The following is a 15,146-nucleotide window of genomic DNA, read 5'->3' on the forward strand; positions in this document are numbered from 1 at the left end:
TGTGGCGTTCCTGATCGTCGGTTACCGATTTTCCCATGGCCTCTTCCAGATCTCCCGCACCCGCCCGGCCCGCGCCCCGCCTCTATCTGGCCACGCCCGCGCTCGGCGACACGGCGGCGTTCGCCGCATCGCTGCCGCCGCTGCTTGCCGAATTCGATATCGCGGCGCTGCTGCTGCGCCTTGCGGACGCCGACGAGCGCACGCTGACCTCGCGCATCAAGACCCTCGCAGGTCCGGTGCAGGCGGCCGGTACGGCGCTGCTGGTGGATCAGCACGCCAACCTCGTCGCGCGCGCGGGCGCCGACGGGGCCCATGTCGATGGCTTGAGGGAGATGGAAGAAGCCTCGTCGCTGAAGCCGCAGCGCATTCTCGGCGTCGGGCAATTGCACACCCGTCACGATGCCATGCTCGCTGGCGAAAACGGCGCGGACTATCTGCTGTTCGGCGAGCCCGGCAGTCATGGCGAGCGTCCCTCCCCGGACGCGATCTTCGAGCGCCTGCAATGGTGGGCCGAACTGTTCGAGCCGCCCTGCGTCGGCTATGCCGCGACGCTGGAGGAAGCCACGCTGTTCGCGGGCTCAGGCGCGGACTTCATCATGGTCGCGGATTTCGTCTGGAGCGACGCGCGCGGGCCGAAAGCCGCTCTGGCCGAGGCGCGAACCGTGATCGCCGAGCGTTTCAAGCAGGCAGTCGGCGCAACACAGGCGTCGCACCCATGAACCGCGCGTCTCATCTCATGGCCATGCTGACGGCCGCGACGCTCTGCCTTGCGAGCGGCAACGGCTTCGCGCAAATGGCGTTGCCTTCCGCGCAGCCCGCGCCCGTACAGCCGCCGAAGGCCACGCCCAAGCCCAAGGCTTCACCAAAGGCCGCGCCGAAAACCGCACCCAGGGCGGCACCGAAGACCGCGCCAAAAGCGTCCGCAAACCCCGCCGCCGCCGATACCGTCGCCCTGCCGCCGGAATCCGACGATCCGAAGGTCGATCTCGCCTACGGCGCGTTTCAGGAAGGCCGCTACAAGACCGCGCTGGCGCTCGCCACAAGGCGCGCGACCGAGAAGGGCGATCCGAAGTCGATGACGCTGATCGGCGAGATCTATTCCAACGGTTTCGGCGTCAAGCGCGACGAGCCGCTCGCCGCAAGCTGGTACAAGAAAGCCGCCGACCGCGGCGACCGCGAGGCGATCTTCGCGCTCGGCATGATGTATATCTCCGGGCGCACCGGCAGCGTCGATCGTAACGAGGGCGCCAAACTGCTGGCCGCCGCCGCCAAGCTCGGCAAGCCGGAAGCCGCCTACAATCTCGGCCTGCTCTATCTCGAAGGTCAGGTGTTTCCGCGCGACATCAAACGCGCGGCCGAACTGTTCCGTCAGGCCGCCGATGCGGGCAACCCGGAGGCGCAATACGCGCTCGCGACCTTTTACAAGGAAGGCCGTGGCGTCGAGAAGAATCCCGTCGAGGCCGCGAAGCTGCTCGGCGCCGCCGCGCTCGCCGACAATCTCGATGCCGAAGTCGAATATGCCATCGCGCTGTTCAACGGCACCGGCGTCAACCGCGACGAGCGCACCGCCGTCGCGCTCCTGAACCGCGCCGCGCGGCAGGGCAGCGCCATCGCGCAGAACCGGCTGGCGCATATCCTGATCGAAGGCAAGGCGGCACCCCAGAACAAGGTCGAAGGCTTCAAATGGCACCTGATCGCCAAGACGGCCGGCGCCAGCGACCCCGATCTCGATGCCCAGATGGCGCAACTTCCGGCGGAAGACCGCGCCAAGGCCGAAGCGGCAGCCAAAACATGGTTCGGCATCAAATAGACCGGCATCCGGTCAAGTTGACTGCACTTGACCCGATGGGTCTTTGAGGCCAATACCCTCGCCTGAATGCTGGACCATTTTGTCTTTTCCCTCACCCAAGATCGCGCACCATGATTCATTCCGCCCTCATCAACGTCATGGTCAAGGCCGCGCGCCGCGCGGGCCGCAGCCTCAAGCGCGATCTCGGCGAAATCGAAAATCTTCAGGTCTCGCTGAAGGGCCCCGCCAATTTCGTGTCGGCGGCCGACCGCCGCGCCGAGCAGATGCTCTACGACGACCTCACCAAGGCGCGCCCCGGCTACGGATTCCTCGGCGAGGAAGGCGGCACGCGCGAGGGCACCGACAAGAGCAACACCTGGATCGTCGACCCGCTCGACGGCACCACCAATTTCCTGCACGGCATTCCGCAATTCGCGATCTCGATCGGCCTGCAACGCGAAGGCACGATGATCGCGGGCGTGATCTACAATCCGGGCAATGAAGAACTCTACATCGCCGAGCGCGGCAAGGGCGCGTTTCTCAACGACACGCGCCTGCGCGTCGCCGCGCGCAAGAATCTGGAAGATTGCGTGATCGCCTGCGGCCTGCCGCATATCGGACGCGGCGACCACGAGCTGGCACGCCGCGAGATGGCCGAACTGCAACCGCGCGTCGCGGGCCTGCGCCGCTTCGGCGCGGCCTCGCTCGACATGGCGTTCGTCGCCGCCGGCCGCCTCGACGGCTATTGGGAGCGCAACTTGCAGCCGTGGGATGTCGCGGCCGGTATCATCATCGTGCGCGAAGCGGGCGGCACCGTCAGCGGCATCGAGGGTGGCGACACCGCGCTTGAGACCGGCAACGTCGTGTGCGGCAACGAGATCATCCAGCGCGAACTGGTGAAGATTCTCAAGCCGCTGGGTTGAAATCGCCGGACGGCGCAGCAGCACAAGCCGCATGCCGCCATAAGTTCCTCACACATCATCATTCGCTGCTGGTTTCCTCGGCGCGCCGTGCCATAGTAGGCTCGCGCATGACGTCTCAACGAGGAGCGATAGTCCAGCATGGCGAAGCACCCTCCTGTTACCGCTGATGACATCGTCGTCACGAAACTGTCGTCACCGCGGATTTTCCTGGTCCGGATGCTGGTGTTTCTGGTGCTGTGCGCGCTGGTCTGCGTCATCCTCTACAAGCAGATCTGGACGGCCTTCCTCGCCAACCCCGGCCTCAACGCGCTGATCGGCGGCGTGATGCTGATCGGAACGCTGCTGTCGTTCCGGCAAGTGATCCGGCTCTATCCCGAAGTCGCATGGGTCAATCACTTCCGCGTCTCGGACCCCGGCCTCGCGCTCGACCGGCGGCCGGTGCTGCTCGCGCCGATGGCGGCGATCCTCTCCAACCGCTCGGGCCGCATGAGCATCACCCAGCAGACCATGCGGCACATGCTGGATTCCATCGCCACGCGCCTTGATGAATCGCGCGACATCTCGCGCTACATGACCGGCCTTCTGGTCTTCCTCGGCCTGCTCGGCACCTTCTGGGGCCTGATCGAGACCGTCGGCTCCGTCGGCCACGTCATCGACGGGCTGAAAGTCGGCGGCGAAGCGGGCGCGATGTTCGACACGCTGAAGGAAGGTCTCGCCGCGCCGCTGTCCGGCATGGGCATTTCATTCTCGTCCTCGCTGTTCGGCCTCGCCGGATCGCTGATCCTCGGCTTCCTCGATCTGCAATCGAGCCAGGCGCAGAATCGTTTCTACACCGACCTCGAGGACTGGCTCGCGGGCACCGTGCGCGAATATGCGGGCGACGCCGCGCTCACCGGGACGGCGGCGGACATGGCGCCCGCGATCGAGCGGCTGCGCGAGGCGGTCGAGAACATGGGGTCCAGCCGTGCCGGCACCACCGCCATGGCGAACCTCGCCGAAGCGATCCAGGGGCTGGTCAATCATATGCGCGAGGAACAGGGCCTGATCCGCGAATGGGCGGATTCGCAAGGCGAGCAGAACGCCGAGATCAGGAAGCTGCTGGAGCGCATCGCACGCGCGCCCGGCACGCTTGAGCGGGAATCCTGACGCCATGGCGCTGGGTCGCTCACGCCACAACGGCGGCACCGGCCTCAATTACTGGCCGGGATTCGTCGACGCGCTCTCCACGCTGGTGCTTGCCATCGTGTTTCTGCTGTCGGTGTTTCTGGTGGTGCAGTTCTATCTGTCGCAGGAAGTTTCCGGCAAGGACAAGGCGCTGGAGCGGCTGAACGCACAGATCGCGCAGCTCACCAGTCTGCTGTCGCTGGAAAAAATTACGAGCGGCGGCCTCAACGACCAGATCGCGCAATTGCGCGCGAATCTCGCGACGACCGAGGCCGAGCGCGACCGGGCAAAGGGGCAGATTGAAAGCCTCAGCGGCGGCGCGGGCGGCAGCGGCGGCGATCTCAACAAGCAACTCGCCACCGAGAAACAGATTTCCGAGCGCGCGCTGGCGCAGGTCGAGGTGCTGAACCAGCAGATCAGCGCGTTGCGCCGCCAGTTGGCCGCGCTGGAAGATGCGCTCAACGCCTCCGAGCAGAAGGGCAAGGAATCGCAGGAGAAGATCGCCGACCTCGGCCAGCGCCTCAACGTCGCGCTGGCGCAGCGTGTGCAGGAATTGTCGCGCTATCGCTCCGAATTCTTCGGGCGGCTGCGCACCATCCTCGGCGACCGGCCCGACATCCGCATCGTCGGCGACCGCTTCGTGTTTCAGTCGGAGGTGTTCTTCGACTCGGGCAGCGCGGCGCTGTTGCCCGAGGGACGCAACGAACTCGACCAGCTCGCCACCGCATTGAGCGAGCTGGAGAAGAAAATCCCGGCGGAAATTCCGTGGGTGCTGCGCGTCGATGGCCATACGGACGTGCGGCCGATCAACAGCCCGCAGTTCAAGTCGAACTGGGATCTCTCGGCCGCCCGCGCGATCTCGGTTGTGCAATATCTGATCTCGCGCGGGGTGTCGCCGCAGCGGCTGGTCGCAGCGGGCTTCGGCGAATTCCAGCCGCTCGACACCGGCACCACGGAGGAAGCCTACAAACGCAATCGCCGCATCGAACTCAAGCTCACCGAGAAATGAGGCTGCGCCCCTACCGCGCAGCCGACGAGGACGCGCTGATCGCGCTGTGGCAGCGCACCTGGCAATACGCCTACCCCTCCATTGATTTCGGCGAACGCCTTGCCGCATGGCGGCAGCGCTGGCGCAACGAGCTTGTGCCTGTGGCGCGCATCACGGTCGCGGAGAACGACACAGGCGCGGTCGGCTTCGTCACGCTCGATGGCTCCGGCTATCTCGATCAGCTTGTCGTCGCTCCGGAAGCATGGGGTTCAGGCGCGGCCGACGATCTGGTAAATGAAGCCAAGCAGCAATCATCCGGGACGATCACCCTCCTGGTGAACGCAGACAATGCCCGCGCCATCCGCTTCTATGAGCGTCACGGCTTCCGCCACACCCATGACGACGTGAACCCGGCATCGGGCCGCGCGGTGTATGGGATGCAATGGGAGCGCCCAAAGAACGCGAACTAGCCGCCCTCGAACTGCAATCGCGCCAGCCGCGCATAGAGCCCGTTCGCGGCGACGAGCGAGGCATGGGTGCCCTGCTCGACAATGCGGCCATGCTCCATCACCAGAATGCGATCGCACGACAGCACGGTGGCGAGGCGATGCGCGATCACCAGCGTGGTGCGCTGCTGCATCAATTCCTCCAGCGCGGTCTGCACCAGCGTTTCGCTTTCGGCGTCGAGCGCGGAGGTCGCCTCATCGAGCAGCAACAACGGCGCATCGCGCAGGATCGCGCGCGCGATCGCGATGCGCTGGCGCTGGCCGCCCGACAGCGTGACGCCGCGCTCGCCGAGCTGCGTCTCGAAACCATTCGGCATGCGGCGCAGGAATTCCGTGGCGTGGGCCTGCTCGGCGGCACGCTCGACCTCGGCATCCGATGCATCGGGGCGGCCGAAGCGAATGTTCTCGCGCGCGGTGGCGGCGAAGATCGCCGAATCCTGTGGCACCAGTGCAATGCGCGAGCGAAGGTCCTCCGGCGTCACCTCATCGACCGGCACGCCGTCGAAGGTGATCGAGCCGTTGCGCGGATCGTAGAACCGCAGCAACAGATGAAACAGCGTGCTCTTGCCCGCGCCCGAGGGGCCGACAACTGCGATCTTCTCGCCCGCCTTCACCGCAAACGACACGCCATCCACCACGAAGGCATCCGGCCGTGTCGGATAGGCGAAACGAACGCGATCGAACACGATGTCGCCGCGCGCGGGCACGGGCAGATGCTTCGGATTGGCGGGCGCGGTGATATCGGATTTCACGTTGAGGATTTCGAACAACCGCTCGGCCGCACCGGAGGCCTGCGCGATCTCGCCCCAGACCTGGCTCAACTCGCCGAGCGCGCCGGCGGCGAACGCCGCATACAGCACGAACTGCCCAAGCCGGCCCGCGGTGATCTGCCCGGTGACGATGTCATGCGAGCCGACCCACAGGATCGCCACCACGCTGGAGAAGATCAGGAAGATCACGACGGCGGTGAGCCACGCGCGCGCGCGGGTCGAGGCACGTGCGGCCTCGTAGGCGCGCTCGACCTCGCCGCCGAACCGTGCCTGCGCCAATAATTCGTTGGTGAAGGCTTGCAGCGTGCGGATCGCGCCAATCAATTCGGAGGCATAGGACGATGCTTCCGCAAGCGTGTCCTGCGCGCCGCGCGACAGCTTGCGCACGCGGCGGCCGAAGGCGACCAGCGGCAACACGATCAGCGGGATCGCGGCGAGCACGAAGCCCGACAGCTTCGGACTCGACACCACCATCATCGCCGCGGCGCCGACGAACAGCACGAGATTGCGCAGCGCGATGGATACGGACGCGCCGACCGCCGACTTGATCTGCGTGGTATCGGCGGTGAGCCGCGAGACCAGCTCGCCGCTATGGGCGGTGTCGAAGAAGGATGGCGACAGCCGCGTCAGATGCCTGAACACATCGCTGCGCAGATCTGCGACGATGCGTTCGCCGATGGTGATGACGAAATAATAACGCATCGCGCTGGAGGCCGCGAGCACGGCGACGACGCCGATCATCACGCTGAAATAGCTGTTGATCATCGCGACGCTTTCGGGACTGAACCCGAAATCGATCATGCGGCGAACCGCGAGCGGCACCGCGAGCGTGGCAAGCGAAGCGACGATCAGCGCGACCAGCGCCCCGATGGCGCGGCCACGATAGCGTCCGACATAGGGCGCGAGCGCGAGCAAGGGGCGCAGGCCGGGGCGGCGGGCTTTGGTCTCCGGCGGCGCGGCCGATGACTCAGCTGCCTTCACTTCGGCCGAAGCCGGCACGACTTGCCCGTCCGCCGGGATGCGTTCCACCACATTCATCGCGCCAACACCGCTGTCTTTCTTCAGGTTTCCCAATAGGCTGTAGATACCGCGCTGGCAAATGCGGAGCCCTGCGATAGGTCAAGCTGCTTGTCTGAAGCCGCCCCGTGGGGTATAGACCCGCCAAATTCGCCCCACAAATTACCGATCAGCAAGGCGCGAGGCGCCGAAGGATTTGCCATGAAAGCCGAAATTCATCCGGATTATCATACGATTAAGGTCGTGATGACCGACGGAACCGAGTACCTCACGCGCTCGACCTACGGCAAGGAAGGCGACACGCTGAACCTCGACATCGATTCCAAATCGCATCCGGCCTGGACCGGCGGCACCCAGCAGATCCTCGACCGTGGCGGCCGGGTCTCCCGCTTCCAGAAGAAGTTCTCGGGCTTCCTCAAGAAGGACTAAAGTCCTCCTTTTAACGCCTGCCCAAATCAAAACGCCCCGCGCTGAAGCCGGGGCGTTTTTCGTTTGGGTAACTGGAAAGCTCTCAGCCTTCGAACGCGGCCCGCAGCCTGTCGAGTTGCGGCATCAGCGGATTGCCCGGCGCGACGGCATCCGTCTTCCCGGCATGCATGGTGGCATCGAGGCGCCGCACCTTCGCCTGCAATTCCACCGAGCGCGTGATCAGCGCCTGCAACTGCGACGGCAGCTTCTCGATCAGATCGGTCGCGCCCGGCTCAGCCGCGGTCAGCTTCACCTTGGTCTTTTCACGGTTGGCCTGGTTCAGCGTCATCTCGCCTTCGCGCACCGCGCGATGCAGCAACAGCCACGACGCCAACTGCATCAGACGCGTGGTGAGACGCATGCTCTCGGTCGCGTAAGTGAGACCCACGGCGCGCTCAAGCGACTTCGCCTCCACACGGCCTTCGCCGTCCAGATACGCAGCCGTTTCCTCGACGAGATTCATGCCGTCGCGGAACAGATCCTGGAACGCGGCCGAATTGGTGAAATGTTCGCTGAGCAGGATGAGACCGTCCTGCGCCTGATCCGACATGGTTAACGCCTTGAACTTGTACGCCTGTTACGCGGCCGGTTTCTTATGATGAACAAATCATTGCCTCCCGGCGGCGCGAGAGTCCAGCCGGTCAACCGATCAAATCGGGATATGGTTTCCGTGACATCTGCGTGAAGCAGAGAAATGCATGACGCAAAAAAAGAGCCGCCGGAAACCGGCGGCTTTTGAAAGTTGATAACAGGGAGGCGTCAAACAGAGTGGACAGGAGCCACTCGGTGTCCAAACAAGGACAGTCCGGTCATAAACCCGAAAGCTTAATGTGCCGTAAATGAACGAATCCATTTACCTTTTCTTTGCAAAGCGGTTCCCGTTCACGACTTGAAGAAGCTCGCCGCCGCATCGCGCGAGGCGCGCTTTCTTGTAGCCTCCTCCTTCAGCCGTTCGATCTCCGCCTCCAGCATCGCGACACGCTCGTTCAGATCATCGAACGACAGAAGCGACAGATCCTGTCCGAGCTGATGCGTGATCTTCGGCCGCGGCCGGTCATCGTCGTCGATCGGCATATCGTTCTCCCTCTGCTGGTGCCTGCCTGTTCCGCAGCCTGCCATAGCGCGGCGCTTGCGGTCGAGCGCCGGGGCTGACTCCCCTGCCGTTCGGTGGCATACCCTGCCTGTCTCAATTCGATATTCCGAGGACCGCCCGCATGGATCAGCTCCCCACCCACATGACCGCCATCGCCATTTCCTCACCGGGCGGCCCGGAGGTGCTGGTGCCGGAGCAGCGCGAATTGCCGAAGCCGAAGGCCGGCGAAATCCTGGTCAAGGTGGAAGCGGCCGGCGTCAACCGCCCGGACGTGCTGCAACGGATGGGCAAATATCCCGTGCCTCCGGGCGCGAGCGACCTGCCCGGCCTCGAGATCGCGGGCACTGTCGTCGCGCTCGGCGAAGGCGCGAGCAAGCACAAGATCGGCGACCGGGTGATGTCGCTCACCGCGGGCGGCGGTTACGCGCAATACTGCGTGGCGCCCGACGCACACGCCATCACCATTCCCGATGGCCTGTCGATGAAGCAGGCCGCGACGTTGCCCGAGACGGTGATGACGGTGTGGCACAACGTGTTCGAGCGCGGCGCGCTCAAGCCTCATGAGACGCTGCTGGTGCATGGCGGCTCGTCCGGCATCGGCACCACCGCGATCCAGATGGCGAAGGCCTATGGCGCGAAGGTGATCGTCACCGTCGGCGGACAGGACAAGGCCGATGCCTGCCTCAAGCTCGGCGCCGATGTCGCCGTGAACTACAAGACCCAGGATTTCGTCGCCGAGGCCAAGGCCGCGACGAACGACAAGGGCGTCAACGTCATCCTCGACATGGTCGGCGGCGACTATATCGACCGCAACTACGATGCCGCTGCTGTCGAGGGCCGTATCGTCCAGATCGCCTTCCTGGGCGGACCAAAGGCCACGGCCAACTTCGCCAAGCTGATGATGAAGCGGCTCTGGCACACCGGATCGACGCTGCGCCCGCGTTCGGACAAGGATAAAGCGGCGATGGTTAAGGCCATCGAGGCGACCGTCCTGCCCTGGATCCTCAAGGGACAGCTAAAGCCCCTGATCGACAGCGAGTTTTCGCTTCAAGACGCCGCCAAGGCCCATGCCCGGATGGAAAGCGGGCAGCATATTGGCAAGATTGTGCTCACGGTTTGAGGGGATGACGGGGCTGTAAAGCCTTTGATTCATCTCGCTTTCGTGTCATTGATCGCGCTCCCGCCGGGACCCCTGAGGGGTCCCGCGCCCGACCGCGGAGACAGACACCTTGCGTTCGATCAGATGCTACGCGCTGCTCGCGCTCAGCTTCCTGATGTTGGCCGCCCACCAGCCGGCATACGCGGTCGACGCCATCAGCGTCCGCACCGACGCGCCTGCCATCGACCTCACCGGCGTTCTCGAGTTCCAGCACAGCGACACCGACCGCATCCAGGTTTCGACCGCGCCCGGCCCTGACGGCATCGTCCGCCGCATCGAGGTGCGCGCGCGCGAGGGCGGCAAGAACTGGGTGGTGTTCGCGCTGACCAACACCACCGACGAACAGATCGACCGCCTGATCGTGGTGCCGCATTATCGCATCGTCTCGTCCGGCCTGCTGTGGCCCGACCTTGGCCTGTCGCGCATCGCCACCATCACGCCCTCCGCCGGCGACCGGCCCGACCGGCAGGACTCCTCGACCGCCGACATCTTCCGCATCACGCTCGATCCCGGCGCGGTCGTGACCTACGTCGCCGAACTGCGCACCGACGCCATTCCGCAGCTCTATCTGTGGGAGCCGGAAGCCTACAAGGACAAGGTCAATTCCTTCACGCTGTACCAGGGTATCGTCATCGGCATCGCCGGCCTGCTCGCGCTGGTGCTGACGATCCTGTTCGTGGTGAAGGGCAGCATCATGTTCCCCGCCGCCGCAGCACTCGCCTGGGCGGTGCTCGTCTATATCGGGGTCGATTTCGGATTCTGGGGCAAGGTGTTCGACATGTCGGTCGATGCCGAGCGCGTCTGGCGCGCCTCGGGCGAGGCGATGCTGGCGGCGACGCTGCTGGTGTTCCTGTTCGCCTACCTCAACCTGTCGCGATGGCATGTGCGATACTCGCATATCACCATCGGCTGGGTCGCCTTCCTCGGCGCGCTGGTGGCGCTGGCGCTGTTCGATCCCGCCGTCGCCTCCGGCATCGCGCGCATTTCGCTATTTCTCATCGCGGGCGCGGGCTTCGCGCTGATCGTCTATCTCGCCACGCAAGGTTTCGACCGCGCCGTGCTGCTGATCCCGACATGGTTTTTGTTTCTCGTCTGGGTGATCGCGGCGGGCATGACCGTCACCGGCGCGGTGACCAACGACATCGTCGGCCCCGCTCTGCTCGGCGGCCTCGTGCTGATCGTGATGCTGATCGGCTTCACGGTGATGCAGCACGCCTTCGCGGGTGGTGCAACGACCGGCATCGTCTCCGACGTCGAACGCCGCGCGCTGGCGCTGACCGGATCGGGCGACCTGATCTGGGACTGGGACGTCTCCGCCGACAAGGTGTTCACCAGCCCGGAGACAGAGGGCCTGCTCGGCCTCAAGCGCGGCACGCTGGAAGGCCCCGCCGCGCGATGGCTCGAAGTTCTGCACCCGCTCGATCAGGATCGCTTCCGCGCCGCCCTCGACAGCGTGCTCGACCAGCGCCGCGGCCGTCTGGTCCAGGATTTCCGCCTGCGCACGCCGGACGGGCATTTCATGTGGTTCGCGCTGAAGGCGCGCCCGGTGGTCGGCTCCGACGGCGAGGTCGCGCGCGTGGTCGGCACGCTCTCGGACGTCACCGAGATCAAGAACGCCGAAGAGCGTATGCTGCACGATTCCGTGCACGACAATCTCACCGGCCTGCCGAACCGGCAATTGTTCATGGACCGCCTCAATGCGATGGCGGGCTTCATCAAGACCGCGCCGAACCTGCGGCCCACCGTGATGGTGATCGACCTCGACCGCTTCAAGCAGGTCAACGATTCCGTCGGCATCGCGGTCGGCGATTCCATCCTGCTGACGCTGGCGCGGCGGCTGGCGCGCATTCTCAAGCCGCAGGACACTCTGGCCCGGCTCGCCGGCGACCAGTTCGGCCTGCTGCTGACGTCCGAGCACGAGCCCGCCAATATCACCGCGCTGGCCGAAACCATCCGCAAGACCATCCGCGCGCCGATCGCCTTCAACGAGCGCGAGATTTTCCTCACCGCCTCGATCGGCCTCGCGCTCAGCGATCCGCAGGCGCCGCTGACCGACGAGATCGTCAAGGACGCCGAGCTTGCGATGTATCACTCCAAGCGGATCGGCGGCGACCGCATCGACGTCTACAAACCGCCGATGCGCGCGCGCAAGACCGACCGCCTGACGCTGGAATCCGAACTGCGCCGCGCCATCGAGCGGCAGGAAATCACCATCCTCTACCAGCCGATCATGCGGCTGGAGGATCGCGCGGTGGCGGGCTTCGAGGCACTGGCGCGCTGGGATCATCCCAAACTTGGACGTTTATCGCCGTCCGAATTCATCTCCATCGCCGAGGAGATCGGCCTGATCGTCGATCTCGGCCAGTTCGTGATGGACACGACCGCCAAGCAATTGAGCGCATGGCAGCGCGCGACACGCACCCGCGTGCCGCTGTTCGCGAGCGTCAACGTCTCGTCGCGCCAGTTGCTGCGCCACGACCTGATCCACGACGTGCGCGGCGTGCTGTCGCGCTCGGCGGTGGCGCGCGGCTCGCTCAAGCTGGAATTGACCGAATCTCTCGTGATGGAAAATCCCGAGCACGCGGCCCAGATGCTGCACCGGATCAAGGAGCTCGGCACCGGACTGTCGCTCGACGATTTCGGCACCGGCCACTCGTCGCTGTCCTATTTGCAGCGCTTTCCGTTCGACACCATCAAGATCGACCAGTCGTTCGTGCGCACGACGCGCAACGGCGCGCGGCCGACGCTGTTGAAATCCATCATCGCGATGGCGCACGATCTCGGCATGGAAGTGGTGGCGGAAGGCGCGGAGACGGATTCGGACGCGGTGGAGCTTTACCAGCTCGGCTGCGAGTACGCGCAGGGCTTCGCCTTCGGCGAGCCGATGGACGCGGCCAGCGCCACGCGCCTGCTGACCGGCGACAAGACCGAGGCGCCGCAGCGGCCGCGCCGCCTGTCGCTGCGCTCCTCGCCAACGCCGACATCAACTGCTGCCGCGACGACTGCTCCGGCCGCGTCGCCACCGGCCGCCCCTGCGGCTGCGCCCCAGCAAAGCCGCTGAACGGCCCGCCCGTCACGCCTCAGGCGTGACCCGCGCTGTTCGACAACATTCCCAGATCGATACCGATCTTCTTCAGCGCACGCTGGTACTTGTCATCCATGTCACGGCCGAAAATCAGATCCGGGTCGGCCGGGCAATGCAGCCAGCCGTTGTGCTGGATTTCACTCTCCAGTTGTCCCGGCGCCCACCCGGCGTAGCCGAGCGCGAGAATGGCCTGCCGCGGCCCCGTGCCCTGGGCAATCGCCTTGAGAATATCGAGCGTCGCGGTGAGGCAGATGCCGCCATCGATCGGCAATGTCGCGTCCTTGATCGAGTAGTCGGACGAATGCAGGACAAAACCGCGGCTGGTTTCGACCGGGCCGCCGCGCAGGATCTTCACCGTTTCGCCATCATCGGACAGTTCGATCGGTGCCGCGTCGTCGATGATATCGAGCTGCCGCAGCAATTGCGGGAAATCAATACTGCCGGCGGGGCGGTTCACGATAATTCCCATTGCGCCATCGGCGGAATGCGCACAAACATAGATGACCGAACGCGCAAACCGCTCGTCTTCCATTACCGGCATCGCGATAAGGAGCTGCCCGTCGAGATAAGTCGTTTCCGTCGAAACAGCCTTTCCCGCACGCTCGTCAGAACCAGCCGGCTGTGCTCCAGATGTCCGTTTCTCGTCCATCAAACCGTCTCTTTGTTCTTGCCTGATCCTGATATTGGGTGTCCTTCCTGTCAATCAACCAGCCCTTTCTTCGCACCGTGTTTGTAAGACGTCGCATGAATGACATTGTTCCCGTAAAGCTCCGCGCTGCTCTGCTCGCGGCTGCAACGCTCGTTGCGCTGCCATGCGCCTCGCACGCGCAGGATACGTCGCCATGGACCCGCGACAGCCACGCGCAGCTTCGGCTGCTCGCGGGCTCTCGCAACGGCCCCGTGCTGCTCGGCGGCATCAATTTCAAGCTCGATCCGGGCTGGAAAACCTACTGGCGCACGCCCGGCGATTCCGGCGTGCCGCCGCGATTCGATTTCTCCAAATCCGAGAACGTCGAGGCTGTCACGGTGCTATGGCCCGCGCCGCAGGCCTTTCCCGACGGCGCGGGCGGCATCGCGCTCGGCTATCACAACGAAATCGTGATCCCGCTTCGCATCGCCGTCCGCGATGCGGGCAAGCCGGTCACGCTCAACGCCAACATCCAGTATGCGGTCTGCGAAAAACTGTGCGTGCCGGCGCAGGCCGATTTGTCGCTGCCCTTCACCAGCGTCGCCAGCACCGAGGACAGCACGCTGAGCGCCGCACTCGACCGCGTGCCGAAGCCCGCCAATGTCGGCGACCCCAATCCGCTGACCATCCGCGACGTCAAGCGCGTCGGCCCCAAGACCGTGCAGGTCGATGTCACCTCGGAGAAGAAAGAGGAGCCCGCGCTGTTCGTGGAGGGGCCGTCGCCGGACTGGGCGTTGCCGGTGCCGAAGCTCGCCGCGCATCATCCGCCCGGCGTGAAGCGTTTCGTGTTCGATCTCGTCGGCCTGCCGTCCGGCGTCAACCCGGAAGGCGCCGCGCTCAAATTCACCCTGACCGGCGGCGAGCGCGCCTACGAGTTCAACGTCAATCTGTATTGAGCGGCGGCCGCGACGCTGGCACGCGGCACGCCTTCCGATCCACCCAGCAGATTTTTTCAAGGAGATACGCATGAGCATTAAAGTCGGCGACAGCCTGCCGCAGGCCACCTTCACCGTGATGACGGAAGAAGGCCCGAAGCCGAAGACCACGGACGAGATTTTCAAGGGGAAAAAGGTGGCGCTGTTCGCCGTTCCGGGCGCCTACACCGGCACCTGCCACAAGATGCACATGCCGAGCGTGTTTCAGAACGCCGCCGCGATCAAGGCCAAGGGCATCGACACCATCGCGGTGGTCTCCGTCAACGATGTCTTCGTCATGAATGCCTGGAAGCGCGACACCGATTTCAACAATGAGGCGATCTATCTCGCCGACGGCAGCGCCGATTTCGCCAAGGCGATCGGCCTCGACATCGACCTGTCCGCGCGCGGTCTCGGCATCCGCTCGAACCGCTATTCGATGCTGGTGGACAACGGTGTGGTGAAGAAACTCAACCTCGAGCCGAACCCCGGCAAGGTCGAGGTGTCCGGCGGCGACACGCTGCTCGGGCAGCTTTGAGAATTCCAGCAATCGTTGATGAAAAATGCCCGGCCGCGCGCCGG

The 15,146-nt window shown here is 64.9% G+C and carries 15 protein-coding genes; 11 read left to right on the forward strand and 4 right to left on the reverse strand.

What is annotated here, in order from left to right; translation table 11 throughout:
* Positions 1 to 35 precede the first annotated feature (35 nt).
* The 6 genes from AFIC_RS14200 (at position 36) to AFIC_RS14225 (ending at position 5,334) form a co-directional block, all read left to right on the forward strand.
* Entirely contained in the window at positions 36 to 719 is a 684-nt protein-coding gene (locus tag AFIC_RS14200) for a thiamine phosphate synthase (RefSeq protein ID WP_275246869.1), read from the forward strand.
* Positions 716 to 1,810 (forward strand): tetratricopeptide repeat protein, encoded by a 1,095-nt coding sequence (locus AFIC_RS14205; protein ID WP_275246870.1) that lies wholly within the window; start codon positions 716 to 718, stop codon positions 1,808 to 1,810. The genes AFIC_RS14200 and AFIC_RS14205 overlap by 4 nt, the downstream gene beginning before the upstream one ends.
* 110 nt (positions 1,811 to 1,920) lie before the next feature.
* Entirely contained in the window at positions 1,921 to 2,712 is a 792-nt protein-coding gene (locus tag AFIC_RS14210; RefSeq protein ID WP_275246871.1) for an inositol monophosphatase family protein, read from the forward strand.
* Between the two features lie 138 nt (positions 2,713 to 2,850).
* Positions 2,851 to 3,858 carry a MotA/TolQ/ExbB proton channel family protein gene (locus AFIC_RS14215; RefSeq protein WP_275246872.1) on the forward strand — a complete coding sequence of 336 codons (1,008 nt, stop codon included), beginning with the start codon at positions 2,851 to 2,853 and terminating at the stop codon, positions 3,856 to 3,858.
* 4 nt (positions 3,859 to 3,862) lie between these two features.
* Positions 3,863 to 4,885, forward strand: a complete 1,023-nt coding sequence (locus AFIC_RS14220) for a peptidoglycan -binding protein (RefSeq protein WP_275246873.1) — start codon at positions 3,863 to 3,865, stop codon at positions 4,883 to 4,885.
* Positions 4,882 to 5,334, forward strand: coding sequence for a GNAT family N-acetyltransferase (locus AFIC_RS14225; protein WP_275246874.1), 453 nt, complete (start codon positions 4,882 to 4,884; stop codon positions 5,332 to 5,334). Before AFIC_RS14220 ends, AFIC_RS14225 begins: the two co-directional genes overlap by 4 nt.
* Here AFIC_RS14225 and AFIC_RS14230 read toward each other — a convergent pair.
* Positions 5,331 to 7,178, reverse strand: a complete 1,848-nt coding sequence (locus AFIC_RS14230; protein WP_275246875.1) for an ABC transporter transmembrane domain-containing protein — start codon at positions 7,176 to 7,178, stop codon at positions 5,331 to 5,333. The two genes, AFIC_RS14225 and AFIC_RS14230, sit on opposite strands and share 4 nt — an antisense overlap.
* 180 nt (positions 7,179 to 7,358) lie before the next feature.
* Between AFIC_RS14230 and rpmE the strand changes: the two genes are divergently transcribed.
* A complete protein-coding gene (gene rpmE, locus AFIC_RS14235) occupies positions 7,359 to 7,586 on the forward strand; it encodes a 50S ribosomal protein L31 (protein WP_002717151.1) in 228 nt (75 codons plus the stop codon).
* Between the two features lie 82 nt (positions 7,587 to 7,668).
* On the opposite strand, the gene rcdA is transcribed toward rpmE, so the two are convergent.
* Both rcdA and AFIC_RS14245 read right to left on the reverse strand, forming a co-directional pair.
* The gene (rcdA, locus tag AFIC_RS14240) at positions 7,669 to 8,175 is read right to left on the reverse strand and encodes a protease adaptor protein RcdA (RefSeq protein ID WP_275246876.1); all 507 of its coding nucleotides are present in this window, start codon (positions 8,173 to 8,175) and stop codon (positions 7,669 to 7,671) included.
* A 332-nt stretch (positions 8,176 to 8,507) separates the two neighbouring features.
* Complete coding sequence (locus AFIC_RS14245) at positions 8,508 to 8,699, reverse strand: DUF1192 domain-containing protein (RefSeq protein WP_275246877.1); 192 nt, start codon at positions 8,697 to 8,699, stop codon at positions 8,508 to 8,510.
* A 140-nt stretch (positions 8,700 to 8,839) separates the two neighbouring features.
* On the opposite strand from AFIC_RS14245, the gene AFIC_RS14250 reads away from it, so the two are divergent.
* Together AFIC_RS14250 and AFIC_RS14255 are read left to right on the forward strand one after the other, a co-directional pair.
* Positions 8,840 to 9,838, forward strand: coding sequence for an NAD(P)H-quinone oxidoreductase (locus AFIC_RS14250; protein WP_275246878.1), 999 nt, complete (start codon positions 8,840 to 8,842; stop codon positions 9,836 to 9,838).
* A 109-nt stretch (positions 9,839 to 9,947) separates the two neighbouring features.
* On the forward strand, positions 9,948 to 12,938 hold the full coding sequence (locus AFIC_RS14255) for an EAL domain-containing protein (RefSeq protein ID WP_275246879.1): 2,991 nt from the start codon (positions 9,948 to 9,950) through the stop codon (positions 12,936 to 12,938).
* A gap of 19 nt (positions 12,939 to 12,957) precedes the next feature.
* Here the strand turns inward: AFIC_RS14255 and AFIC_RS14260 are convergent, their stop codons facing one another.
* Positions 12,958 to 13,611 carry a YqgE/AlgH family protein gene (locus AFIC_RS14260; RefSeq protein WP_275246880.1) on the reverse strand — a complete coding sequence of 218 codons (654 nt, stop codon included), beginning with the start codon at positions 13,609 to 13,611 and terminating at the stop codon, positions 12,958 to 12,960.
* Positions 13,612 to 13,706: 95 nt separating this feature from the next.
* On the opposite strand from AFIC_RS14260, the gene AFIC_RS14265 reads away from it, so the two are divergent.
* Both AFIC_RS14265 and AFIC_RS14270 read left to right on the forward strand, forming a co-directional pair.
* A complete protein-coding gene (locus tag AFIC_RS14265; RefSeq protein WP_275246881.1) occupies positions 13,707 to 14,546 on the forward strand; it encodes a protein-disulfide reductase DsbD domain-containing protein in 840 nt (279 codons plus the stop codon).
* 70 nt (positions 14,547 to 14,616) lie between these two features.
* Positions 14,617 to 15,102, forward strand: coding sequence for a peroxiredoxin (locus AFIC_RS14270; RefSeq protein WP_275246882.1), 486 nt, complete (start codon positions 14,617 to 14,619; stop codon positions 15,100 to 15,102).
* The last annotated feature ends 44 nt before the right edge of the window (positions 15,103 to 15,146 follow it).

The sequence above is a fragment of the [Pseudomonas] carboxydohydrogena genome (assembly GCF_029030725.1).
GTDB lineage: Bacteria > Pseudomonadota > Alphaproteobacteria > Rhizobiales > Xanthobacteraceae > Afipia > Afipia carboxydohydrogena.